Annotated in this window: 28 protein-coding genes; 11 read left to right on the forward strand and 17 right to left on the reverse strand. The window is 34.1% G+C overall.

The features are described 5' to 3' along the window. Positions 1-52: 52 nt before the first annotated feature. Positions 53-598 carry a helix-turn-helix domain-containing protein gene (locus SJY24_RS21555; RefSeq protein WP_377866142.1) on the forward strand — a complete coding sequence of 182 codons (546 nt, stop codon included), beginning with the start codon at positions 53-55 and terminating at the stop codon, positions 596-598. Between the two features lie 56 nt (positions 599-654). Here SJY24_RS21555 and SJY24_RS21560 read toward each other — a convergent pair whose 3' ends face one another. The 6 genes from SJY24_RS21560 to SJY24_RS21585 all read right to left on the reverse strand — a co-directional run bounded on the left by SJY24_RS21560 (position 655) and on the right by SJY24_RS21585 (position 4,448). Continuing rightward, the gene (locus SJY24_RS21560; RefSeq protein ID WP_377866143.1) at positions 655-1,338 is read right to left on the reverse strand and encodes a prolipoprotein diacylglyceryl transferase family protein; all 684 of its coding nucleotides are present in this window, start codon (positions 1,336-1,338) and stop codon (positions 655-657) included. Positions 1,339-1,352: 14 nt separating this feature from the next. Continuing rightward, on the reverse strand, positions 1,353-1,907 hold the full coding sequence (locus tag SJY24_RS21565) for a TlpA family protein disulfide reductase (RefSeq protein WP_377866144.1): 555 nt from the start codon (positions 1,905-1,907) through the stop codon (positions 1,353-1,355). A gap of 18 nt (positions 1,908-1,925) precedes the next feature. After that, entirely contained in the window at positions 1,926-2,639 is a 714-nt protein-coding gene (gene ccdA / locus SJY24_RS21570) for a cytochrome c-type biogenesis protein CcdA (RefSeq protein ID WP_377866145.1), read from the reverse strand. Between the two features lie 54 nt (positions 2,640-2,693). Then, positions 2,694-3,506: a M56 family metallopeptidase gene (locus SJY24_RS21575; RefSeq protein ID WP_377866146.1), complete on the reverse strand. Its 813-nt coding sequence runs from the start codon at positions 3,504-3,506 to the stop codon at positions 2,694-2,696. A 1-nt stretch (position 3,507) separates the two neighbouring features. Continuing rightward, complete coding sequence (locus SJY24_RS21580) at positions 3,508-3,924, reverse strand: BlaI/MecI/CopY family transcriptional regulator (RefSeq protein ID WP_377866147.1); 417 nt, start codon at positions 3,922-3,924, stop codon at positions 3,508-3,510. A 125-nt stretch (positions 3,925-4,049) separates the two neighbouring features. Continuing rightward, positions 4,050-4,448 carry a DUF3942 family protein gene (locus SJY24_RS21585; protein WP_377866148.1) on the reverse strand — a complete coding sequence of 133 codons (399 nt, stop codon included), beginning with the start codon at positions 4,446-4,448 and terminating at the stop codon, positions 4,050-4,052. 541 nt (positions 4,449-4,989) lie between these two features. Here SJY24_RS21585 and SJY24_RS21590 point away from each other — a divergent pair. Further along, positions 4,990-5,688 carry a peptidase E gene (locus SJY24_RS21590; protein WP_377866149.1) on the forward strand — a complete coding sequence of 233 codons (699 nt, stop codon included), beginning with the start codon at positions 4,990-4,992 and terminating at the stop codon, positions 5,686-5,688. A 53-nt stretch (positions 5,689-5,741) separates the two neighbouring features. On the opposite strand, the gene SJY24_RS21595 is transcribed toward SJY24_RS21590, so the two are convergent. Both SJY24_RS21595 and SJY24_RS21600 read right to left on the reverse strand, forming a co-directional pair. Next, positions 5,742-7,151 (reverse strand): MATE family efflux transporter, encoded by a 1,410-nt coding sequence (locus SJY24_RS21595; protein ID WP_377866150.1) that lies wholly within the window; start codon positions 7,149-7,151, stop codon positions 5,742-5,744. A 100-nt stretch (positions 7,152-7,251) separates the two neighbouring features. After that, a complete protein-coding gene (locus SJY24_RS21600; protein WP_377866151.1) occupies positions 7,252-8,016 on the reverse strand; it encodes a DUF2087 domain-containing protein in 765 nt (254 codons plus the stop codon). Between the two features lie 223 nt (positions 8,017-8,239). Between SJY24_RS21600 and SJY24_RS21605 the strand changes: the two genes are divergently transcribed. After that, a complete protein-coding gene (locus SJY24_RS21605) occupies positions 8,240-8,404 on the forward strand; it encodes a hypothetical protein (RefSeq protein ID WP_377866152.1) in 165 nt (54 codons plus the stop codon). 143 nt (positions 8,405-8,547) lie between these two features. Further along, the gene (locus tag SJY24_RS21610) at positions 8,548-9,177 is read left to right on the forward strand and encodes an MBL fold metallo-hydrolase (RefSeq protein ID WP_377867293.1); all 630 of its coding nucleotides are present in this window, start codon (positions 8,548-8,550) and stop codon (positions 9,175-9,177) included. A gap of 38 nt (positions 9,178-9,215) precedes the next feature. Here the strand turns inward: SJY24_RS21610 and SJY24_RS21615 are convergent, their stop codons facing one another. Further along, positions 9,216-9,407 (reverse strand): hypothetical protein, encoded by a 192-nt coding sequence (locus tag SJY24_RS21615; protein ID WP_375369710.1) that lies wholly within the window; start codon positions 9,405-9,407, stop codon positions 9,216-9,218. Positions 9,408-9,539: 132 nt separating this feature from the next. On the opposite strand from SJY24_RS21615, the gene SJY24_RS21620 reads away from it, so the two are divergent. Further along, positions 9,540-9,962: a PH domain-containing protein gene (locus SJY24_RS21620; RefSeq protein WP_377866153.1), complete on the forward strand. Its 423-nt coding sequence runs from the start codon at positions 9,540-9,542 to the stop codon at positions 9,960-9,962. A 95-nt stretch (positions 9,963-10,057) separates the two neighbouring features. Here SJY24_RS21620 and fumC read toward each other — a convergent pair whose 3' ends face one another. Continuing rightward, positions 10,058-11,446: a class II fumarate hydratase gene (gene fumC / locus SJY24_RS21625; RefSeq protein ID WP_377866154.1), complete on the reverse strand. Its 1,389-nt coding sequence runs from the start codon at positions 11,444-11,446 to the stop codon at positions 10,058-10,060. 190 nt (positions 11,447-11,636) lie between these two features. Between fumC and SJY24_RS21630 the strand changes: the two genes are divergently transcribed. Then, a complete protein-coding gene (locus tag SJY24_RS21630; protein WP_377866155.1) occupies positions 11,637-12,347 on the forward strand; it encodes an SDR family NAD(P)-dependent oxidoreductase in 711 nt (236 codons plus the stop codon). Between the two features lie 7 nt (positions 12,348-12,354). Further along, entirely contained in the window at positions 12,355-12,726 is a 372-nt protein-coding gene (locus tag SJY24_RS21635) for a MerR family transcriptional regulator (protein WP_377866156.1), read from the forward strand. A 58-nt stretch (positions 12,727-12,784) separates the two neighbouring features. Here SJY24_RS21635 and nhaC read toward each other — a convergent pair whose 3' ends face one another. From nhaC to SJY24_RS21655, 4 genes are all read right to left on the reverse strand, one after another. Next, the gene (gene nhaC, locus SJY24_RS21640; RefSeq protein WP_377866157.1) at positions 12,785-14,188 is read right to left on the reverse strand and encodes a Na+/H+ antiporter NhaC; all 1,404 of its coding nucleotides are present in this window, start codon (positions 14,186-14,188) and stop codon (positions 12,785-12,787) included. A gap of 333 nt (positions 14,189-14,521) precedes the next feature. Then, complete coding sequence (locus SJY24_RS21645; RefSeq protein WP_377866158.1) at positions 14,522-15,181, reverse strand: class I SAM-dependent methyltransferase; 660 nt, start codon at positions 15,179-15,181, stop codon at positions 14,522-14,524. Positions 15,182-15,293: 112 nt separating this feature from the next. Then, the gene (locus SJY24_RS21650) at positions 15,294-16,178 is read right to left on the reverse strand and encodes a TIGR03943 family putative permease subunit (protein ID WP_377866159.1); all 885 of its coding nucleotides are present in this window, start codon (positions 16,176-16,178) and stop codon (positions 15,294-15,296) included. Positions 16,179-16,191: 13 nt separating this feature from the next. Further along, positions 16,192-17,169: a permease gene (locus tag SJY24_RS21655; RefSeq protein ID WP_377866160.1), complete on the reverse strand. Its 978-nt coding sequence runs from the start codon at positions 17,167-17,169 to the stop codon at positions 16,192-16,194. 188 nt (positions 17,170-17,357) lie between these two features. Here SJY24_RS21655 and SJY24_RS21660 point away from each other — a divergent pair, with 188 nt between their 5' ends. Further along, on the forward strand, positions 17,358-18,545 hold the full coding sequence (locus SJY24_RS21660) for a GTP-binding protein (RefSeq protein WP_377866161.1): 1,188 nt from the start codon (positions 17,358-17,360) through the stop codon (positions 18,543-18,545). Positions 18,546-18,583: 38 nt separating this feature from the next. Here the strand turns inward: SJY24_RS21660 and SJY24_RS21665 are convergent, their stop codons facing one another. Then, positions 18,584-18,895, reverse strand: coding sequence for a DUF3784 domain-containing protein (locus tag SJY24_RS21665; protein WP_000879367.1), 312 nt, complete (start codon positions 18,893-18,895; stop codon positions 18,584-18,586). 165 nt (positions 18,896-19,060) lie between these two features. Between SJY24_RS21665 and SJY24_RS21670 the strand changes: the two genes are divergently transcribed. After that, a complete protein-coding gene (locus SJY24_RS21670; protein ID WP_377866162.1) occupies positions 19,061-20,026 on the forward strand; it encodes a DMT family transporter in 966 nt (321 codons plus the stop codon). Positions 20,027-20,042: 16 nt separating this feature from the next. After that, positions 20,043-20,714, forward strand: a complete 672-nt coding sequence (locus SJY24_RS21675; RefSeq protein WP_377866163.1) for a GntR family transcriptional regulator — start codon at positions 20,043-20,045, stop codon at positions 20,712-20,714. 56 nt (positions 20,715-20,770) lie between these two features. Here the strand turns inward: SJY24_RS21675 and fbpA are convergent, their stop codons facing one another. After that, complete coding sequence (gene fbpA, locus SJY24_RS21680; RefSeq protein ID WP_000098301.1) at positions 20,771-20,941, reverse strand: Fur-regulated basic protein FbpA; 171 nt, start codon at positions 20,939-20,941, stop codon at positions 20,771-20,773. 194 nt (positions 20,942-21,135) lie between these two features. Continuing rightward, on the reverse strand, positions 21,136-22,035 hold the full coding sequence (locus SJY24_RS21685; RefSeq protein WP_377866164.1) for a cation diffusion facilitator family transporter: 900 nt from the start codon (positions 22,033-22,035) through the stop codon (positions 21,136-21,138). Between the two features lie 268 nt (positions 22,036-22,303). Between SJY24_RS21685 and SJY24_RS21690 the strand changes: the two genes are divergently transcribed. Continuing rightward, positions 22,304-23,377 carry a beta propeller repeat protein gene (locus SJY24_RS21690; protein ID WP_377866165.1) on the forward strand — a complete coding sequence of 358 codons (1,074 nt, stop codon included), beginning with the start codon at positions 22,304-22,306 and terminating at the stop codon, positions 23,375-23,377. Positions 23,378-23,390: the final 13 nt, after the last annotated feature.

Raw genomic sequence — 23,390 nt, forward strand, 5'->3', positions numbered from 1 at the left:
TTTAATTTAATTTATTTAAATATAATTTAATAATTATTAAGGAGCATTTATTATGGAGAATATAGATATCGGTAAAAAGATTGAAAAACAAAGAAAAGAAAAAGGATTAACTAGTAAAGAATTAGCAAAGATGGCCGAAATCACACCATCAATGCTTAGTCAAATTGAACGTGGTTCTGCTAACCCTTCTATTCAAACATTAAAGGTACTTGCAAAAGCTCTTGATGTTCCAACATTTAGTTTTTTACTTGAAGAAAATAATACAGACGATTTAATTGTACGTTCTCATAAAAGAAAAAAAATGATTATCGATAATTTATCATATGAATTGTTATCACCTGATTTCACAGGAAATTTAGCAACAGCAATTATGACTATCCCACCGAATACTGCTTCATCAGAAAATGTTCTAGAACATAAAGGTGAAGAATTAGCATTTGTATTAGACGGAAAAATCACATTGCACTTAAATGAAGAAGAATACATATTAGAAACCGGTGATAGCGTAAAAATACCAGCCTATTTAAAACATAAATGGGTAAATCAATTCGAGAAAAATGCGATTGTTTTATTTTCTGTTACTCCGCCGATTTTTTAATTCATATGATGATACAAAAATAGCCATGCATAGATGCTCTCCGTGCATGGCTACTTTTATTTTTTTGGTACGAACAAAATCCCTAGACTAATAACACAAAAACTGAGTATTTGCTGTATTGAAAGACCAAATAGAACTGAATTTTGTTCACTAATAAGTGAAACAATGATATGAGCAATTCCCTCGCAAATTAGAAAAAAGCTTATATTCTTTCCATTTCCTAATCTTTCATTTTTAATCCATAACGAGCCAATTATACAGAGTGCGAGTATAATCTCATACATGAAAATAGGATGATACAAAAATTTTGATTCATATATTTTCATCCCCCACGGCAGTGTCGTTTGTACACCTACTTCTTGATGGAATAGAAAATAAAAGATTATACTCACGCAAAATCCAAAAGGTAATGTATCAAGTAAAATCCGAAGAGAAAATTGCTCTTTTTTACTTTTCCAAACAATATATATACTCGCAATTACGCATCCTACTATAATATGTTGCATGCTCCCTACAGCTAATAATGCTTGCACCGGCGATCCAAAAGCCCATACTGGATTTAATATTGCCGGTGCAAATTTCCATACTAATACAATGATGAGAAAGCCATTCGTTACTGCATCCATCATTTTTTCATATTGAATATTTTGCTTTTTCATCCTTAGTTTCATTAGAGTAAATCCAAATAGACTTCCTATTATAAGAGAAACGGGTTGTAACCTCACCATCCACTCCATCACTATGAAATCCCCTCTTAATTCTCAATTATTTTCTTAAACTTCTTTTCTAATTGATCTGGAGGTAATACACCTCGTGCTTGATCTACTATAATTCCATCTTTATTAACGAAAAATGTCGTTGGTAAAGAGAATACTTTATAATCTAATCCAGCTACTCCGTCCATATCTAATAGAACTGGAAATTTAAATCCGTGGCGATCTGCAAATGCACTCGCTTCTTGTACTGGATCCCCGATTGTTGCATTTACCGCAAAGATTTCAACATCCTTTTTATATTTATCATACAAACGAACTAAATCAGGAGCCTCCATTTCACATGGTCCACACCATGATGCCCAAAAATTAATAACATATGGTTTTCCCTTTGCATCATTTAACGAATACAGCTTCCCATCTAATCCTTTTAATGTTATGTTTGGTGCTTTAAATCCTACTTGTGGTAATACTTCTTTCTCTTGTAACTCCGCTTGTTTCGCTTTTCTTTCTTTTTCTTCTTTCTTTGTATTATAAAAGTTAACCCCTGCCCAAATTAGTGCCCCGGCCAGTATAATAGCAATTAGTTTCTTCACTTTTCTTCCTCCTCATTTCTAAAATCCTGTAAATCCACCAAATATACGAATAAAGAATGCTGTAATTTTCGTCATTTGATTTGTATATAATAAAACTCCTGTTACAATCATAATTCCACCACCAATTTTCATCATGACATTGGCATATGTAACAATCCATTTTACCTTTCCAATAAAAAATGCCATCACGAAAAACGGAACTGCAAATCCAAGGGTATACGCTGTAATATACAGAAGTGCACTTTCAGGATTGGTCGCACCGAGCATAAGCACTGCAGAAAATATCGGTCCAACACACGGTGTCCATCCTGCTGCATATGTCATACCGACCAAAATTGAGCGAATATAGCCTGTCGATTTTCTTCTATATTGTACTTTTTTCTCTGCCATAAGCCACTTAGGCTGAATCAATCCAGTCATAAATAGCCCCATCAAAATAATAAATATCCCACCAATTTGCTGAATCAGCCTTTGATTAGATGAAAAAGTAATCCCAATCCAGCTTACCGATAAACCTAACGCATAAAAAATAACCGAGAAACCGATCATAAAAAATACTGTATGTATAATCGCTGACTTTTGCATAATTCCACGATTTTCTTTTAAATCTTGAATAGACACACCTGTGATATATGATAAATAAGATGGATATAGCGGTAAAGAACATGGTGATATAAATGAAAGTATCCCAGCCCCTACTACTAGCCAAATTGTTAAATCCGCCGCATTCATTTTATCCCTCCTAAATACACTACAATGCGTAGTGTTAATTATTAAAAAAAGAGGCTATATGCACTCTCCGACAATAAGTACAATCGACATACAAAATAGCCCTAACGTTACATATACTGAATTTGTATGTAATGGCATATTCAGCTTAACAACTTTCTCATTCAACACTTGCTCAATTCGTAAATTAATTGCAGTTTTCGCAAACGACGCTGTAATACATTGATTTTCCATCGTCTTTATTTTAATTAACTTTAATAATGCACTACCTAGCTCAAATGAAGATTTCATTTTTTGCATCGCATATTTATCTGCTGATAGCTCTTGATATACATGATAACGCTGCAACATCCCTTTTAATATAGGAATATACATCATTCCCTCAGCTAACAATGTAAAGAAAAATAACTTTAATGGATCTCGATTTTTTTGATGATATTCCTCATGTAATACAATCGCATCAATTTCTTCCTCAGAAAATGCCTGAAACATTCCTTCTGAAATGACAATTTTCGGTCGAAATAATCCAATTGTAAATGCCGTAATCTGTAACGCTGATAATACGTACACTTGCTTTCCTTTTCTAGTAATAGACACGAGATTTCTTTTCAATCTTTTACTATAAAAAAATTGCTTCCAAATTCTTTTACTCATAATGATTACAGTAAATAACAGTAATCCGGCTATCATTATACGAAGTATTGATAGTTCCCTCATATGTTTTTGTAATTCAAATAAACAAAATTGCGAAAGGAAAAATGCTTTATTTTGAAAAAGAAATGGGTATGTAACGTAGTATACTAACATACTTAAAAAAAGCACACTAATAGTCACTGCTAACAAAACGATTTTACGCATTTGCCACTTCATTTTATCGGTCCTCTTTTTTTAGCTGACTTAATTTCTCTTCTAATTTTTTTATTAAAGATGGATCAGCTTGTTCTAACTCATCTATCATATGGTTCACAACAAGATCCCCAAATTCACCCATTAATTCCTGTGTCATTTTCTTCGTTTGATTAGATAAAAATTCTTCCTTCGTTTGTGTAGTACGATACATACCACTTCTTTTCACAATATGCTTTTCTAAATGTGCTTTCTCTACTAATCTGTTCATAACTGTCATTACAGTATTAAAATTCACCGGGGTTTCTTCACTTAATTTCTGTTGCACATCTTTAATGGTAATACCTTGAGTAGCCCAAACAGTTTCCATTATTTTCGCTTCAAGCGGTCCGAAAAAGTGATTTAACCCTTGCTCATTTAATTTGTAGTTTTGAGTAAACATCGTATGGCCCCTTTCACACTACAGATTGTAGTATAAAATATATAGAAGGTCAAACATAAATGATATTAACTGATACTTAAATGAATCCTAATCTCCACTAATTAGTTAGCTGTACCGCGTTCGATTCATTGTAAACCTAACTTCTCACCAAATGCATCATAAAGATAATATTCTAATATTTGCACGCTAAATTTCTCATTACGCCCGAGTGCAAATAATTCTCGATCTTTAGCTACGATCGTATCTAATGGAATCACCACATTATCCACTATTTTTGTAATTTCAATTATATTACTTTCTACGTTTACTTCTGTTTTAAATTCAATATTTTCTAATACTATATGTGAACGTCTTCCTGATGCAAAAAAAGTAAAGTTAGGATTTTTAAAAATTCCAATTTCACTCTCTAACGGATATAAATATTTATAAATTATATCTCTGTGTCCATCTTTTATTATTTTTTCATCTTTTTCATCATCTAAATATTCTTTCACCTTCGCTGCAAACTCAAATCGAAAATCCACTCTTTCACGCTCCCTCTTTTCATTCTACGCTAATAAATATACCAACATAATTTTACCATATTATGAAATAAGTTCCTATAAAAAGTAAAAAACACCCTTGTAAAACTTCTATTCCCCGTACTTTTTAAATATAAATATTCTTTCAATATTCATTAGTACGTCGTTATATTCATTTAAACATATTGTTTCCATACTTTGAAACAATATTATCCAGTATTATATATCAATAAAGTGAAACTTTAATCAGTGGGGGTTTTGTTCATCCCCCACTGATTATTAGCCCTCACCAATCGGGCGTTTACGGGCAGCCCGACTCCCACCTAACTGCTTTGCTCCAGTCGAATTTTGAGGTGGGAGTCTTACTGCCCGCAAATAGCGGGATAAACTGCTTCTAATTCCTTTCTATCTACAGCTATCGATACCTCATGCTATTTCAATATATTGTTTGCTTTATTTCCCCTTATTCATTAAATCACAGAAGGAATGTAACTCCCCACTATCGAATTTTTACATAACAAATATTATTAGGTGGTGCTTTACTATGAAATTAGCTGTCATTGGTGGCGGTGATTTACAAGATCCAAATCACTTGCATATTAATGAACGACTTATAGAATTAACGAATAAACAATACCCAAAAGTATTATTCATTCCTACAGCTAGTCGTGATGATGAAGGATATATAAAGTTATTTTTAGAAACATTTGAAAAGCAATTACATTGTGAGGTTCAAATTTTACGCATTTCAACCGAAACACCTACTAAATATGAAATAGCTGAGATGATTCATTCCGCCGATTTAATTTATCTTGGCGGTGGAAATTACGTTCACATGCTTGAACAATGGAAAGAACATAAACTAGATGAAAAGTTACTATTTGCTTTAAAGCGTGGAACACTTATTGCAGGATATAGTGCCGGTGCTATGTGCTGGTTCACATCTAGCATTCGTTCAGATTATGAAGGTTCTGGTTATATAGAAAGTAGTGGCTGGAGTATTGTTAACAAAAGATTTTGCCCCCATTACAATCAATTAAATAGAATGAATGCCTTCCATACGTTTTTACAAACTCACCAAGGTAATATAGAAGGCATTGCATTAGAAGATAATTGCGCTTTATATATTACAGAAGATTCATTCGAAATTATCGGTGAGCCAGATACAGCTTGGGAGTTTTATATGAATAATGGAAAACTCATTAGACAACATTTTGACATAACTTTAAAAAGTTATTTATAAGCATTCATAAAAAAATGTCCCTAAGTATAATGACTTAGGGACATTTTCATCTTTTAACTCACTAATCGTGTAATTCGTTTCTTCTGCCATGAAAGCTTATAATATGCATACTGTAATATTAAGCTGACGATAAATGCAGCTGGATACCCAATCCATATCCCTTCTATTCCAAGGCTCGTATGGTAAGAAAGATAATACGCCACAGGTACTTCAACAAGCCAAATTGATACAACACTGATTACAGTTGGCCATAGTACAGTACCACTTGCTCGCATTGTCGCACTAATAATTTGTGCATGACCGAAAATTAAGTAGCTCCATAATGTAATCATGATTAGACTATGAGCAATGTCAATTGTATTTTGACTTGTTAAAAATAGTGCTAAAATATCTCTTGAGAACAAGTAAATAAGAGATATTAATACACCACCAATGATATAATTCATAATAATTCCGGCCTTAACAACTTTCTGCAATCGATCAAATTGGTTCGCCCCAATTGATTGCGCTGCAAAAATTGATACTGTAATACCGAGGCTAACCGCTGGCATTTGTACATAACTTGCAACTTGGTTCACAACGCCATACGCCGCTGTTGCATCTGAACCGTACCGATTTACAAATGCGATTACCGCGATTTCTGATAATGAAACTAATATCATATTAATACTCGCTGGAATACCGAGGCGTAACAATAATTTTAATAACTCCCAGTCCATACGAAGATATTTTCTTACTGTCCCGTCTAATTGTAGTGGATGATTTTTCTTCTTTAAATACACTAACATAATAATAAACGTAATAACTGTAGATATAACTGAAGCATAGGCTGCTCCGTAAACATCTAATTTCGGAGCTCCTAACCAGCCAAAAATAAGAATTGGTAATAAGATCATATTTAGCGCTGTACTTACGATTAAAAAGTAAAATGGCGTTTTAGAATCTCCTGTACCTCTCATAAATGTTGTGTATGCAAAATATAAAAATAATACTGGCATAGATATAAATAAAATTCTTGCGTAATGCACACTTATTCCAATAATGTTTTCTGGCGTTCCCATAAGGCGCATAATATCCATCGCAAAAATACTACCTATTATCGCCAACACGACACCGATAATAAAAGTAAACGTAAGCGTCGTACCAACGATAGCTTTTAAACGTTCTTCATTTTTAGCACCAAATGCCTGACCAATTAAAATTGAACTACCAGAACCAATTCCAATTACAAATGAAACGAGTAGGAAAAATAACGGGAAGAATGCCGATATAGCTGCTAGATCATTTACACCAAGCCATCTTCCTACTACTACCATTCCAAATAACTGTCCAACTGATTGTAATACATTACTTAAAAGTAACGGCACTAAAAACATGGACATCGATTTCCATATCGGTTTACTCTCACTTTCTAACTTATGTGACTCCGCACCTTCTTTATTGTTATCTGTAGGTGGTTTCAAATTTCATTTCTCCTTTTACTAAAAATCTGTTTTTTCAACTTCTATCTCTTTGTATAGTTGTTATAACGATGTGCTTCTATTCATCTTCTTTTCCGTATTATTATAACTTCACCCAATATTGGCTTCCATCTGCTGTTCTATCTAAAAACCCATATTCGATTAAATATCTTCTTAAAGTTACAAAATCCGGGTATACACTTTCTATGACAGTATTTACTTCTTTTTCAGTGTACTTTTTATTACTATCAAACTTCGTCACTAAATGGCGTAATATAATTAATTTACGCTTTTGCTTTTTTGGAAATTTAGAAAGTGGTCCATCTAATCCTTCTGTAAAATGTGCTTTTAATACTTCATCATTTTCTTCTTCCGTAATATTGTAGCGATCATCTACCATCGTAGCTGTTCTATGAATCGGTACAAATTTAGTTTGAACTTTTGATTTTTCTTCTGACAATTCCATTAACGCTAAAAATACTTTCGCTTGCTTCATTTTCTCTCGAAGTGTAAATCGATGATTGCGAATTGTCGACGTACTCCCTCCATCCATTTCTTTTACAATCTCTTTATCATTAAGTCCCATATGGAAAAACTGCACCATCTTCTTCTGCAACTCAGTTAAACCCGTAAACTTCTTATCAAGATTTAATAAATAATCAAACATAGATGTATGCTCATTTTGAATATGCAACTGTATAAACTTCTCTGCTTCATACAAAACTTGATTATCTTGATAAATAACCCCCTTAATAAACGTTTCTCCACAGGCTAAACAAATATATTCCTCTGCTTCCGCTTCAAACACATACCCTTTTTTCAATTCCTCAACTGATGCATCCCAAAACTTCTCTGAAATATCACTCATACTAAACACTCCTTTAAAAGGTTTACTTAAAAACAAACAAATTACAATAACGTTTATTATCACTTCACCATCTTAGCATAACACAAACAAACATTTCAACGTTCCGTTTACCCATTTTGTAAACTTTTATAAAAAAATCTATTAAACAAATTAAAAGAGGACTTAAAGCAACGAAAAGCGAATGTATTTAATAAATGAATTACTATAGGATGTGAAACAAAACATGACTATTCTGCACAACCCTTGGTTTACTGTTAAACAAATCGCTCGAAATACATATGTGATTAGTGAATATGGACATTGGGAGAAAGTACATTCCTTCTTACTTGTAGGCGATACTACCGCACTCCTTATCGATACTGGACTAGGTATCGATAATATAAAGTGAAACTTTAATCAGTGGGGGTTTTGTTCATCCCCCACTGATTATTAGTTGAACCAATCGGGCGTTTACGGGCAGTTGATCTCCCACCTACCTTCTTTGCTACAGCCTAATTTTGAGGTAGGAGTTTTACTGCCCGTTAATGCGGAATAAAACGTATAACGGACCAATTAAAGAACTTACCCATTACAGTTATCACAACCCACGTCCATTGGGATCATATCGGTAGTCACGCGCAATATGAAGAAATCTATGTGCATGCTTTAGAAGAAGATTGGCTCATTAACGGCATAAAAGGACTTTCTATTACTCAAATTAGGCACGACATCGCTCGTGATATTACTTTACCTACACCTAAAACATTTCAACCTGAAACATTCGAGCCATTTCAAGGACCACCAACAAAATTACTACAAGATGGAGATATGATTGATATCGGAAATAGGAAAGTTCAAATTATACATACTCCAGGTCACTCACCGGGGTATATTTGTATATACGATTATGAAACTGCGTTTTTATTCACAGGAGATTTACTTTATGAAGGCACGATTTTTGCGTTTTATCCATCGACAAATCCTGTAGACTTAGTTCAGTCTCTAAACAAAATTACAAACCTCTCTCCTATTAATCAAATTTACGGTTCACATCATACTCTTGGTCTTTCACCTACTATATTGAATGAAGTAAAATACGCTATTCAATATTTAAGTGATAACAACCTCGTTCAACATGGAACCGGCATTCACTCATTCCAAAACTTCAGTATTCAATTTTAACTACAAAAAGGGTGTTTCCACATATAGAAACACCCTTTTTACCCTTTATATATTTTATAAACAACTTCCACTAAAACTTTACTCGCTTGTACAAATACATGTTTTCGCTTTCCATCCTCAACGAATCTATTTGAGCAGCCATTCATAATCATCATACAACTAATTATGACTAGCACTACACTTCTATTCTTGTTAGTCACTTTATGCCACTCCACTATTAAAAACTTCATTTAAATTTATCCTATCAAAAAATTTTACACGAATAATAAACCGAAAGAATATGCAATTCTGCATATTCCCACGTTTTATTACGATGTTGTGATTTAATTTAGTTAAAGAACACGTATAACGAGGTGACTAACTTGAAGTTTAAAGCGAAAAAAAATCCATTTCACGTCATTTTTATTACATTATTTATAATTTTTTTTTTCATTTCGCTATTCTTCCAAAACGAAAATTCTATTTTTTTCACTCTTATGATGCTGTTAAATATCGTGAATCTCTCTTCATTCTATTTCTCCCACTACAACATAACGAAATCTTCTCTTATTGTAAAACATGGTTTCATATTACGTACTGAAATTCCATTTGAAGATATTCGTCACATTAAATACTCTGGCAAAACACTCCGTTCAGAAAAATGGACTAGGCAGCAATTAGAAATTGATTATAATTTATTTGACTCAGTGACAACTTTCGTACCACAAGAAGAAGAAAAATTCATTTCACTCTTAAAAGAGAACTGCCCACATATGAAAGTAATGAATACGTCTTCTCACAAATAATATCTTTTGGAGCTTACAGTAGTACAAGTGGCGGAAACATAAAAATGAATATCAAAAAAGCCAAGATTCTAAACTAAGAATCTTGGCTTCTTCTATTACTCTTTCGGAGCAATCATTTTTTTCGGATCTACAATTTCATCAAATTGCTCTTCTGTTAGCAGTCCAGATTGCAGCGCTGCTTCTTTTAACGTTAAGCCCTCTTTATGAGCATGCTTAGCAATTTTCGCTGCATTTTCATATCCGATATGCGGGTTTAATGCTGTAACAAGCATTAATGAACGATTCACATTCTCTTTAATTACTTCTTCATCCGCTTCAATGCCAACTGCACAATTATCATTAAATGAAACAATTGCATCCGCTAATAAGTGAGCTGATTGTAAGAAGTTATAGGCAATAACAGGTTTAAATACGTTTAACTCAAAGTTACCTTGGCTCGCAGCGAATCCGATTGTTGCGTCATTCCCCATAACTTGCGCTACAACCATTGTTAATGCTTCACTTTGCGTTGGATTTACTTTACCTGGCATAATAGAGCTTCCTGGCTCATTTGCAGGAATAATAATTTCCCCAAGACCGCTACGTGGACCACTTGCAAGCCAGCGTACATCGTTAGCAATCTTCATTAAATCAGCTGCTAATGCTTTTAATGCACCATGCGTATATACAGCTTCATCATGGCTCGTTAATGCGTGGAATTTATTTGGTGCAGAAATAAATTGCTTACCTGTAAATTGGCTAATTTCCTCTGACACCATCTCACCGAATTTTGGATGAGCATTAATACCTGTTCCAACTGCAGTACCACCAATTGCAAGCTCTTTCATATATGTATTGCTCTCAGCAATCATACGCTCTGTTTTTTCAAGCATACGGTGCCATCCGCTAATTTCTTGTCCTAATGTTAACGGTGTTGCATCTTGTAAGTGTGTACGACCAATTTTTATAATATGTTCAAATGCAGTTACTTTTTCTGCTAATGTTTCTTTTAATTTCGTAATTGCTGGTAATACGTGATTTTCTACTGCGATTACACATGCTACATGAAGCGCCGTTGGGAATGTATCATTTGAACTTTGAGACATGTTCACATCATCGTTCGGATGAATATGTACGTCAGATCCCTTATCTTTCAAAATTTGATTCCCTCGATTTGCAATTACTTCATTCACATTCATGTTTGACTGTGTACCGCTACCCGTTTGCCATACGACAAGCGGAAAATGTTCATTCCATTTCCCTGCAATCACTTCGTCAGCTGCTGCCACAATTGCTTCTGCTTTTTCTTCTGATAGCTTTCCTAATTTTTGATTGCTAAGCGCTGCACTTTTCTTTAAAATGGCAAATGCTTTTACAATTTCAAGCGGCATTTGCTCTGTTCCAATCGGGAAGTTTTCTTTACTACGTTGTGTTTGTGCTGCCCATAATTTATCAGCTGGAACTTTTATTTCTCCTAATGTATCTCTTTCAATTCTGTACTCCATTTTTTCATCCCCTTGAAAATATAATACCTACATCTCTTATATTAACAGACTTTCAATCAAATGATAAGGATTCTCACTCATATATACAAATATTCAATATTTTTTTTGAAAATTCCTCTTGACCTAAACTTAAGTTCAGGCTGTATCCTTTCCATTGTAACCTACTATAACACTACTGGAGGAATTCAAAATGAAAAAATATGCTTTCATAACAGGTGCGAATAAAGGGATCGGATATGAATTGGTTCGTCAATTAGCAGAAAAAGACTATCACGTATTTTTAGGTGCTCGTAATAAACAACTTGGACAACAAGCCATAGAATCTTTAAATGTTTCAAACGTTTCCTATATTCAAGTAGACATTTCTAGTGCTCAATCCATTCGAGAAGCACTCAAAAAAATCCATGAAACGACTGACCACTTAGATTTATTAATCAATAATGCAGGCATAGCACTCGACTTCCATACGCTACCTAGTGAATTAAATATTGAAACTTTACGCCAAGGATTTGAAGTTAACTTTTTTGGAACATTCCAAATGGTGCAAGCCTTTTTACCATTATTAAAGAAATCAAGCAACAGTAAAATTATAAATGTAACAACTGACATGGCCTCACTAACAATGTTTGCTAGCGGTGAAACACACCCAATTAATACATTAGGATATAATTCTTCAAAAACAGCTATTAATGCTTTAACATTAGCATTTAGCAAAGAATTTGGTACTAACGGTCCAACAATTTTCGGAGTAACTCCTGGTTTTACAACCACTGACCTAAATGGAAATTCCCCAGGTGGCCATACGACCAATGAAAGTGCTAAAATTATTATTAAATATGCATTAAGTGAAACAAACTATAATGGTAAAATACTAAATAAAGACGGCATTATACCTTGGTAATAAAGGGATGAATGATATGTATTATACAATTGGGCAAGTCGCCAAAATGCACCATTTAACTATTTCTCAAATACGTTATTACGATAAACAAGGACTGTTCCCTTTTCTTAAAAGAAATGAAAAAGGAGATCGAGTTTTTGATGAAGAAGCACTGAAATATTTAGAGATGATTTTATGTTTAAAACACACCGGTATGCCAATTCAAAAAATAAAACAATTTATCGACTGGTCTATGGTGGGAGAATCCACCATCCTTCAACGGTTGGAATTAATGAAACAACAGGAGATCAATGTCTTACAGCTCATTCAAGACACTGAAAAAAACTTAAAAAAAATACAACAAAAAATTGCTAAATATGAGGACGAAATAACTTCTTAAACTCCTATTACAAAATAAAAAATCACCTTCTACATATTGTAGAAGGTGATTTTTTATTTTATGATGCTTGCTTTCCTTTATCTGCATCATCTACATACCAAATGAACTTGCCTGTATATCCGTAAATTACGGCTAAAATTAACGATACAAAGCTTAACCACATAAACGGAACGTATGAGAACGTTGCTACACCTAAAATACCGGCCATAAAAATACCATTATCAGACCACGGAACCATACCAGAAGTTAATGTTCCACCTACTTCTGAGTTACGCGCTAATACACGGCGGTCTATTTTTAATTTATCATAGCTATCTTCCATAATTTTCGGTGTTAAAATAAGTGATACGTACATCGCACAACCAAATATATTAGCTAAGAATGCCACGATTAATGTAGACAATGTTACATTACCTGCAGAATTTAATTTCTTCTCAAATTTTGATACGATTACTTTTAAAACACCTAGCTTTTCAAGTAGCCCACCAAAACCTAACCCGAAAATAATAACGGCTACTGAACCAAGCATACCGTTAATTCCACCACGGTTTAATAACTTATCAACAAACTCGACACCAGATTGAATTGAGAATCCATTATATGCTGTTCCAATTGCCTCTCCAAGGTGCATTCCTTGGAAAAGAGTTGCCCAAATTGCACCAATTAAAGCTCCCATTGCAATTGTTGGCATAGAGGGTTTCTTCATCGCTAATAGAACGATAACAATGACCGCCGGAACAAGCATCCATATTTTAATATCAAATTCCTTTAATAAAGCTTCTTTTAAAAACTCTACTCGATTCAAATCTACATTATCGCCGCCATACATCCAACCAGCTACAGTAAACATAATGCTAGTAATAATATAAGCCGGAACATCTAATACGAGCATAGCTCGAACGTGAGCAATAACATCTACTTTTGCCATAGACGCTGCAAGAACTGTGCTATCAGAAAGTGGTGATAATTTGTCGCCGAAATAAGCTCCTGAAAGAACTGCACCAGCAACAAGCGGAAGTGGTAAGCCAAGCCCTTCACCAATCGCCATCATAGCAATACCTGCTGTTCCAACTGTTCCCCATGATGTTCCTGTCGCGATAGAAGTTATCGAACAAATAATTAATGTTGCTAATAGGAATATGCTAGGGTGAATAAACTCTAATCCATAATAGATTAATGTTGGTACAACGCCACCAGCAATCCAAGTTCCAATTAAAGCACCTACTGCAACTAAAATCAGTATTGCTTCCAATCCGTTAGAAATCCCTTTTGTAATTGCATCTTGCAATTCTTGATAACGAAATCCTAATCTTAATCCAAGCGCAATTACTAAAAACCATGAAATAAATAGCGCTAATTGAATTGGGAGATCAAAAATCGTTTGGAAGGAAAAGACAACAGCAAGAAATAGTAATAAAAGAACTATGATTTCTAGCATCGATGGTAATCTTACACTTTTCATTTTTTTCTCTCCTTACAAGTCGATAACATGACGTATGTCGTCTTACATGTATGTAATATACAATTAGCGAAGACAAAACAAAATTTTCATATTATTTCGATTTATTTTTCCAGTATAATATATGGACACCTTTTCTATTGTAAAAGTAGATGTTACTTTTCGCAATGGAAAATATAAAAAATGTTACATTTTTATTTAGATAGAACAATTCAAGAATAACTTTTTTAATATTTGCCACAACAAAACTTTTTACTATTATCCTCACCTTTTAAGGAGTACCATTTTTCCCCATATAAAAAAGCACACATCATTAAAATGATGCATGCTCCACTTTTATTTATACATATTTTGTATTTCTTCTTTATTTTTAAGTATTTCCACAAACTTATCGCTACAACCTTTCGGAAATAATACACCAAGCCCATATGAATGCTCAAACTGAAAATGAGGGTGCTTCGCTTTAACTTCATCCCAGAATTTATACACGCCGAAGTCTCCAGTTTTAACTTCAATATCATGAAATAAAACGATGCCGTTATCCGCAAGTTTCGGTAACCATGTTTTATAATCATGAGAAACTGCTTCGTACGTATGATAGCCATCAATATGCAACAAATTTATCGTTCCATCTTGAAATTGATCCACAGCCTCGTCAAAAGTAGAGCGAATTAAATTACCTATATTAGGATAACTCATATTTACTACTTTATTTACTATTTGAAAAACACCTTCCCCATATGGACCTGTATGCTCATCTCCCGTCCAAGTATCTACAGCAAAACATTTTGTATTTAATCCTCCATCTTTTGCCCCTTGACAAAAACTGAAAAAGGAAGCCCCTAAATGTGTGCCTAACTCAACTAACACTTCCGGCTTTTCAAACCTTACTAAATCATATGCGAAATCTAAATGCCCAATCCACGCTGTATTCGTCCGAATAAAATGACTATAATTATCGAATTCAAATGTTGGTTTATGGGTAACCCAGCTCATGACATATCTCCTTCGACACATATTTTTAACAAACCAAATTACTCTTATCTTTATTTTTTTGGCGTCGCGATTATGATTATATTTCATAAAAAGATGAAGGATTACCCCATTCTTATTGAGGTAAGGCATCGTATACATATGGATCTGCTGGCTTATTGATTTTCTCCACTTTACTTATTTTTACTAGCGGAAATAGCGTTCTTTTATATGTCGTTCCGTCTAATAATCCTGTTATTTTCACCCATGTTTCTTCTGGGAATTTTTCAACGTTTTGTCCCGTAACAATCATCCCCCAGACCGATGCATCCGCAATGCAACAAGTTATACCATACCGAGCCACTACTACTTTATTACCCGTCACATCTTTATCGTTATATATAAATCCTGAGAATATTATTTCTTTCCCTTTAAACCCATTAACATCTTGGCCAATTATATTCATTGTTTGAACATAATCCTTGTCCTCTACTTGTATTTTACGCTTCCCTAACATACTTTTTGCTAATTGCTCTTCCGTTTGATAAGTCGTTGGCAAATTTGATGTTTCATCTGGATCAACTAATACTTCTCGCCAATCAGAATTGACCTGTCTTCCCTCTTTTTCGTTCTTTTCCATACTTCTCGCCTGTGCACTTTGATTCATACCCCTTTTTCCTGCTAAACTTCCGTCAATTGTTACACTTCCAAAGAGAAACGCGCTAATTATCGGAACAACAAATAAAACATATACAAAGAAACTTTTCATCCCTGATTTTGATGTTGTATTATGCTTACAACAATTACAATCGTCCTGTTTTTCTCTCCCATCTCCCCATACTTGTAAAGAACCGATAAGTAAAATTACTACAAAAGCTATATACGTAAATTTAATCATCTTGGGAGCGATAAAATTATAAATATTTCCTGTTACAAGTAGTTTAAATAAGAGCATTGCTAAACCAATTAAAATAATGCCACGAATATAGCGATGATATGCCTTCTGCTCCTCTTTCTCCATTCTTTTTCACCACCTATAACATTATGATTTGCAGGATGGTATACACCGATAAAATGACAATTCCAATCAAAAAGAATACAAATCTCTTTTGAAAATACGCAAATAACATGAACGTATTTTTCATATCAAGCATAGGCCCAAACACAAGAAATGCGAGAAGCGCCTTTACCGAGAAAACATGTCCAAAAGATGCCGCTATAAACGCATCAGCAGCTGAGCAAATTGATAAAACATAACCAAATCCCATCATAATAATTGGAGCAATTACTTCGTTATGTGCTACTGTATCAAGTACATTCCGATCAAAAAATGTTTGGAATACACTCGCTAAAAAAGCACCAATTAATAAATACTTACCCGTATCAAAAAACTCATCTACGGTGTGATTCACGACATCTTTCCAACTCTTATTTTGTCTTTTCTGAACCGGAATCTCTATGTCTTTTAAAATATTTCTCCCGCGATAGCAATAATACACAATTAGACCTATGAATAGAGCAACAAGAAGTGTTATCCCAAAACGAGCATATACAACGGCATCATTTTTTTGAAACGCATATATGGTAGATAAAAGAACAACCGGATTCATAATAGGTGCACTTAGTAAAATAACAATGCCCACATGAAGAGGTAACCCCTTTTGAATGAGCCTTCTTACAATTGGTATAATGACACATTCACACATCGGAAAAATAATTCCAACAAATACCGCTGGAATCATTGCAACAATCGGAGATCTCGGCATTACTTTTTGAATCATATCTTCTGTCACGAACACTTGAATGAGAGAAGATACAATTACCCCTAATAAAATAAAGGGAATTGCTTCAAAAATAATACTTAAAAACACCGTATTCACATTCAGCCATTCTTGTGGCATATTTTTGTGCAAATTTGCTAGACTTGTAAAGTCTACAAAAAATAATAAAAATAGAAAAATAGCAATAAGAGCTATTCCTATTAATTCTTTTGAAACCCTATTAAAGACCAACACTATCGCCCCCACTTTATTCATATAAAATCGTATGCTTGTCCAAATATTCCATATAACTACAACACAAATTTTATAGTCTATTTCTATTCTTAAATCGTAATCATTATGATTTGTTATTGATTTTTTCTTTTTTATCATTTAGCATAAAACGTAATCATTACGATTTGAAGGAGAGAGATTATTTTATGAAAAAAGTACCTATAACTGTATTAAGCGGCTTTCTAGGATCTGGAAAAACTACTTTACTGCATCATATTTTGACTAATAAGAACAACTTGAAAGTAGCAGTTATCGTTAATGATATGAGCGAAGTAAATATTGATGCGTCTCTTATAAAAAAGGGCGGCTTTTCACGTACGGAAGAGAAATTAGTAGAAATTCAAAACGGTTGTATTTGTTGTACACTACGAGAAGATTTAATAATAGAGGTGAATCGTCTTGTTGAGAACGGTGATATTGACTATATTGTTATTGAATCTTCTGGTATAAGCGAGCCTATTCCAGTTGCTCAAACATTTACTTATACTGACGAAATTCTTAACATTGATTTAACGAAAAATTGTCGTCTCGATACGATGGTTACAGTTGTAGATGCAAATAGATTTTGGGATGATTTTGCAGATGGAGATAGCTTATTAGAACGTAAACAGGTAATTGATGAAAATGATACTCGGGAAGTTATTGATTTATTAATAGATCAAATTGAGTTTGCGAATGTAATTATTCTTAATAAGATAGATTTACTAGATAAAGAAGATGTGATAGAACTCCATCATTTGCTCCAGAAATTAAATCCCGGTGCAAAAATTATTGAGTCTTCATTTAGCAAAGTACCATTACAAGAAGTTTTAAACACGAATTTATTTAATTATGAAGAAGCAAGTCAGTCAGCTGGATGGATGCAAGAATTAAATAGTGAACATCATACACCGGAAACTGAGGAATACGGTATCAACTCCTTTGTGTACCGTCGTAAACACCCATTTCACCCCAAGCGACTTATGCATTGGCTAGAAAGTTGGCCTCTAGATGTTGTAAGAGCGAAAGGCTTTTTCTGGCTCGCCTCTCGCAATAATATGATAGGCCTTCTATCTCAAGCAGGTTCCTCTATTACAATTCAAGGAGCTGGTGAATGGATAGCGGCATTACCTGAAACTGAAAAAAATCAAATCATTACAGAAGAACCAGAAGTATTGACAAACTGGGATGAACGATACGGAGATCGAATAACTGAGCTCGTATTTATCGGCATCGATATGAATCGTTCTATTATTGAACGTTCATTAGATGATTGTCTATTAACAGAAAAAGAAATGACACAAAACTGGAATACATTTATTGATCCTATTCCGGCTTTTACTTACACGTCATAATCCAAAATAAAAAGGCTTCCGTAGAATGAAGCCTTTTTTCACTTTGTAGTACTCTTATTTAACAAATTTGCTTTAATAATAAATACAATTGTACCTAAAACAACTAATATAGCATATACGATACCAGCTACATCACCTATTTTTTCTAAGCCAAATGGTAATATCATTGTGGCAACTCCCACTATATAAGAAAACACACCTGAATGCTTCGCTAATTTATTTTTATCTCCAACAAACGTTTCCTCTTGATATCCTGCCAATAAAAACAATCTCTTTTTCACATGTATTTGATACCCTAAAAAAATGATAAGTAACCCCACAAATAAACAAATTAAAAATCCCGCTAGCATATTAACACCACCCCTACAATATTTTACCATATCAAAAAAAGAAATTATCGTTCTTACTAAACAACTTTATTTTTAATTAGAAATTTCAGTTTATTCACGCTCCATTCTGTGATATATTGCATATTGTATCCAATATATATTTTTGGAAGGAGGACTATATACCTTATGGATCCAAATCGATTAAAAGGAATTATAATGGTCATAATCGGCGCTTGTTTATGGGGGTTGTCAGGAACAGCAGCGCAACAACTTTTTCAATCCGAAAAAGTTTCTACTGAATGGTTAGTTACCATTCGTCTGCTTATATCCGGCGTCATCTTGCTAATTATTTCATCATTCGGAACGAGCAGAAAAGAGATATTCGGCATCTGGAAACAAAAATCTGATGCTTATAAAATGATTTTGTTTGGCCTATTCGGTATGCTTGCTGTACAGTATACTTATTTCGCTTCCATTAAAGAGGGAAACGCTGCCGTTGCAACATTATTACAATATTTAGCTCCTATATTTATTACTGTATATTTACTTTTCAAATGGAACGTTCGTCCATCAAAAATTGATTTTATTTCAATTACACTTTCATTAGTAGGGACTTTTCTATTACTAACAAACGGGTCTGTTCATAACTTGGCTGTTTCTACACCAGCTATCGTTTGGGGCATTTTATCTGGATTATCTCTCGCATTTTATAGCTTATATTCAAAGGAATTGTTAGAGAGATGGTCTTCATCCGTTATCGTTGGATGGGGCATGATTATTGGGGGAGTAGGCGTAACGATTTTACACTTTATTTCCACAAACGAATTCATTTTATTATCAACTATGAAATATGTAAAACTAAGTACCCTTCCGCTCATTGCCTTTGTAGTTATTTTCGGAACACTTATCGCATTTTATTTATATTTAGACAGCATAAGATACCTTACTCCAAAAGAAACAACATTATTTGGTTGCACAGAACCGCTTGCAGCTATTATATCTTCTGTGCTTATTTTGCACGTACCATTTCAATCTTTTCAAATATTAGGTGCTTTTTGTGTCATTGTAATGGTGCTCATATTAAGCCAAAAACCAGATGAAGGAAAACCGAAGCTAAAACTCGTTAATGAAAAAAGACACAATATACAATGAAAGGATTGAATTCATTATGCCTGTCCCTCAAAACTATAAAAAAACCGGAAGAATTTCCGCAAAGTCACTCGTTTTAAATCAACTACAAGATTGGATTATAGAAGGTGTTTTACAACCTGATGAAAAAATTAATGACGGGGAATTGGCGGAAGCACTAGGAGTAAGCAGAACACCAGTTAGAGAAGCTTTACAAATTTTAGAGCTTTCTGGGTTAGTCGAAATGATTCCCGGACAAAAAACGAAAATTACTCCCATTAAATTTGAAGATGTATCTATCATTTATGAGACAATGGCTGGTCTTCACTCAATTATTGGAAAGCAAGCACTTCAAAACATTACAGACTCTGATATTAAACTACTCTCCGAGATAAATGATGATTTCCAACAATCTATAGAGGAAAAAAACTCAAAACGAGCTTTAGAACTAGATATACAATTTCACAATACAATTACTTCTATTGCTAAAAATCGATATATTGAACCTTTTCTAGAAAATATGCAGCTTCACGTTTTACGTCTTGAATATTTATTTTTCCAAAACTTTGTTCCTGCGAGTCAATCTATTAAAGAACATCACTCTATCATTCAAGCGCTACAAAAGCAAGATGAACAACAAATGGAACAAATGATGTCTCAAAACTGGCTCCGTCCTATGAAAGAAATACAAAAAATGATTTCTATGAAATAATAATAGAGCTGGTTACACAAAAACGTAACCAGCTCATCTTTTATTAATCTATATAGCTATGCCTGAATATCTGCATAATCTTCCATGTCTTCGTACTCTTTTTCCAATTCCTCTAAAGACAGCTCGTATAATTGTCGGTCGCGAATCTTAAACACACCTGCTCCAATTAACTCATCAATTAAATGCCTCTTACGATTTTCAACAGCAAAACGGAGTTGACTACTCATCTTTTAAAAAAACTCCTTTCTACGATCATTGAAAATGATAATCTTTATCAATTACCACTTTTGATTATAAAAGATGATTCTTAATAAGTAAAGTAATCTTATGAAATATTTACCTTACAAAGTATTTGTGGCCACATTATATATATGTATGCTGCGCGAAAAATGTTATGACACTTTTTCTTATCCTTTTTCTTTCATACTTTGCAAGTTGTCTCACTATGATTAAATTCACCGTCTATTTCTACTTGAATAGTGACATGTTCAACATGAAACTTCTCCTTTAATACATCCGTTGCCTCTTCTAATACACTTTGCGTCTCATTACCTTTAATAATAAGATGACAAGTTAATACTTGAAAATCCGATGTAACAGACCATATGTGTAAATCATGAACTTCTTTTACAATCGGAATAGTTAATAATGTACTTTTCACTTCATCAACATCTATGTGCTGTGGCGCACCTTCCATTAATATGTGAACTGTATCACGTGTTACACGCCAGCCACTAATAATGACTAAAATAGACACAAGAATACTAGCAATCGCATCTGCAGCAGTCCATCCGAAAAATTTAATAAGCAGTGCTGCAATTATCGCTCCTACAGAACCTAATAAATCACCGAGCACATGTAAAAAAGCACTTCTCAAATTCAAATTACCTTTCACATCTCCGCCTCTCATTAATATCCAAGCTGATAAAATATTAATAAGTAAACCAAGTACAGCAATAATGAGCATCCCATTACTAGCAATCTCCACTGGCTCTTGAAAACGACGAATTGCTTCAATAAAAATGTATATTGAAATGACAATAAGAACGACACCATTACATAATGCCGCTAACATTTCAACTCGCTTATACCCATATGTTTTCGCAGCCGTTGCTGTTTTTTCTCCAAGCTTGAACGCAAGTAAACTTAAAGCTAAGGATACTGCATCACTTAACATATGCCCTGCGTCAGATAATAGTGCTAAGCTATTTGTTACAAATCCCCCAATAACTTCAGCAATCATAAAGCTTGTTGTTAATAAGAAGGCAATTAATAACGCTTTTTTATTTTTTGAATGACCGTGATCATGTGAGTGTCCCATACAAATGCTCCTTTAAGTGCAATATCTGTATGTTAGTATGAAATACATTCCCTATCTTTATCCCCCATTAACGCCCGATAGTGAATGCTACTAATCCGTAGAAGATGAACAATACCCTACTGATTAAAGTTTCACTTTATCCCGCTTCCTCTGTATACAAACTTCGCTACTTTTCAAACAAGTCCTTTTTCTCAACAAAAAATAAGACTACTTCTTTTTCAGCTTCATATTGTTTACTAATGAAAGAAATTTGAAGGAGGTTATTGAATTGAAACGACTATTTCTCTGTATGGAACGTGAACTTATTGTTGTAAAAGAACGATATGGTAACTATGAAACCGCATATCACTTACAAAATATGCAACCTACCTGTATCGCAGTTGATCCATTCCAAAAGAATCGTGTATATTGCGGTACATTTGGACGAGGTTTATGGCTAAGTGACGATGGCGGAGATTCGTGGAAACCAATTGGAGATTCATATCGTTACTTTGATTTCCCTAAAGAAGATGGGATTTTACACTCTTCAATCACTTCCATTACGATAAGCCCTAATGAACAAGTTAACGGATATGGCGTCGTTTATGTAGGAACAGAACCAAGTGCTTTATTCCGTTCAGAACATGGTGGTGAAACGTGGACTGAACTTAAAAATATGAAATCATTATTATCTTCTTATACGTGGGCTTTTCCACCTAGACCTTTTACCCATCACGTACGCTGGATTACAGTTGATCCAAACAACCCAAATACAATCCATGTTTCAATTGAAGCTGGTGCTGTTATTCAAAGTAATGATAGAGGGCATACATGGATTGATAAAAAGTTCGGTGCTCCTATCGATGCGCATCAATTACTCATGCACCCTGAAGCTCCAAATCGCCTTTATGCATCATGTGGTGATGGATTTATGGGCGGACCTGATCGCGCATACCTTGAAAGTTATAACAGTGGAAACAGCTGGATCTCATGCAGTGAAGGACTTGAACATCATTATTTATATAGCATGGCTATCGATCCGGCTGATTGCGATACAATTCTCGTTTCTGCCGCACCAAGTGCCGATCTCGCTCATCACCGTATTCCTTATGAATCTTATATTTATCGAAAAACGAAAGATACTCCGTTCCAGCAAGTACAGCAAGGTCTACCATCTGCAATCGGTACAGTCATTTCGATGTTTGCTACAAATCCAGCCGAACCACATACGTTTTACACTTTAAATAACAATGGCATCTTTCAATCCACTGATAGCGGTGAAACGTGGGAACAACTAAACATTACATGGAAAGATGAGTATAAAACGCAGCATCCGCATGCATTGCTCGTTACTAGTTCTTAACAAAAAGAGACTG

The sequence above is a fragment of the Bacillus sp. R86525 genome (genome assembly GCF_042466195.1).
GTDB classification, from domain to species: Bacteria; Bacillota; Bacilli; order Bacillales; family Bacillaceae_G; genus Bacillus_A; species Bacillus_A nitratireducens.

Bases quoted from the DNA above. Each gene is read 5' to 3' on its own strand.
- SJY24_RS21555 (WP_377866142.1), top strand. From the start codon at position 53: ATGGAGAATATAGATATCGGTAAAAAGATTGAAAAACAAAGAAAAGAA.
- ccdA (WP_377866145.1), bottom strand. From the start codon at position 2,639: ATGAATGCGGCGGATTTAACAATTTGGCTAGTAGTAGGGGCTGGGATA.
- SJY24_RS21575 (WP_377866146.1), bottom strand. From the start codon at position 3,506: ATGAAGTGGCAAATGCGTAAAATCGTTTTGTTAGCAGTGACTATTAGT.
- SJY24_RS21580 (WP_377866147.1), bottom strand. From the start codon at position 3,924: ATGTTTACTCAAAACTACAAATTAAATGAGCAAGGGTTAAATCACTTT.
- SJY24_RS21590 (WP_377866149.1), top strand. From the start codon at position 4,990: ATGAAATTAGCTGTCATTGGTGGCGGTGATTTACAAGATCCAAATCAC.
- SJY24_RS21600 (WP_377866151.1), bottom strand. From the start codon at position 8,016: ATGAGTGATATTTCAGAGAAGTTTTGGGATGCATCAGTTGAGGAATTG.
- SJY24_RS21605 (WP_377866152.1), top strand. From the start codon at position 8,240: ATGACTATTCTGCACAACCCTTGGTTTACTGTTAAACAAATCGCTCGA.
- SJY24_RS21615 (WP_375369710.1), bottom strand. From the start codon at position 9,407: ATGAAGTTTTTAATAGTGGAGTGGCATAAAGTGACTAACAAGAATAGA.
- fumC (WP_377866154.1), bottom strand. From the start codon at position 11,446: ATGGAGTACAGAATTGAAAGAGATACATTAGGAGAAATAAAAGTTCCA.
- SJY24_RS21630 (WP_377866155.1), top strand. From the start codon at position 11,637: ATGAAAAAATATGCTTTCATAACAGGTGCGAATAAAGGGATCGGATAT.
- SJY24_RS21635 (WP_377866156.1), top strand. From the start codon at position 12,355: ATGAATGATATGTATTATACAATTGGGCAAGTCGCCAAAATGCACCAT.
- nhaC (WP_377866157.1), bottom strand. From the start codon at position 14,188: ATGAAAAGTGTAAGATTACCATCGATGCTAGAAATCATAGTTCTTTTA.
- SJY24_RS21645 (WP_377866158.1), bottom strand. From the start codon at position 15,181: ATGAGCTGGGTTACCCATAAACCAACATTTGAATTCGATAATTATAGT.
- SJY24_RS21650 (WP_377866159.1), bottom strand. From the start codon at position 16,178: ATGGAGAAAGAGGAGCAGAAGGCATATCATCGCTATATTCGTGGCATT.
- SJY24_RS21660 (WP_377866161.1), top strand. From the start codon at position 17,358: ATGAAAAAAGTACCTATAACTGTATTAAGCGGCTTTCTAGGATCTGGA.
- SJY24_RS21665 (WP_000879367.1), bottom strand. From the start codon at position 18,895: ATGCTAGCGGGATTTTTAATTTGTTTATTTGTGGGGTTACTTATCATT.
- SJY24_RS21670 (WP_377866162.1), top strand. From the start codon at position 19,061: ATGGATCCAAATCGATTAAAAGGAATTATAATGGTCATAATCGGCGCT.
- SJY24_RS21675 (WP_377866163.1), top strand. From the start codon at position 20,043: ATGCCTGTCCCTCAAAACTATAAAAAAACCGGAAGAATTTCCGCAAAG.
- fbpA (WP_000098301.1), bottom strand. From the start codon at position 20,941: ATGAGTAGTCAACTCCGTTTTGCTGTTGAAAATCGTAAGAGGCATTTA.
- SJY24_RS21685 (WP_377866164.1), bottom strand. From the start codon at position 22,035: ATGGGACACTCACATGATCACGGTCATTCAAAAAATAAAAAAGCGTTA.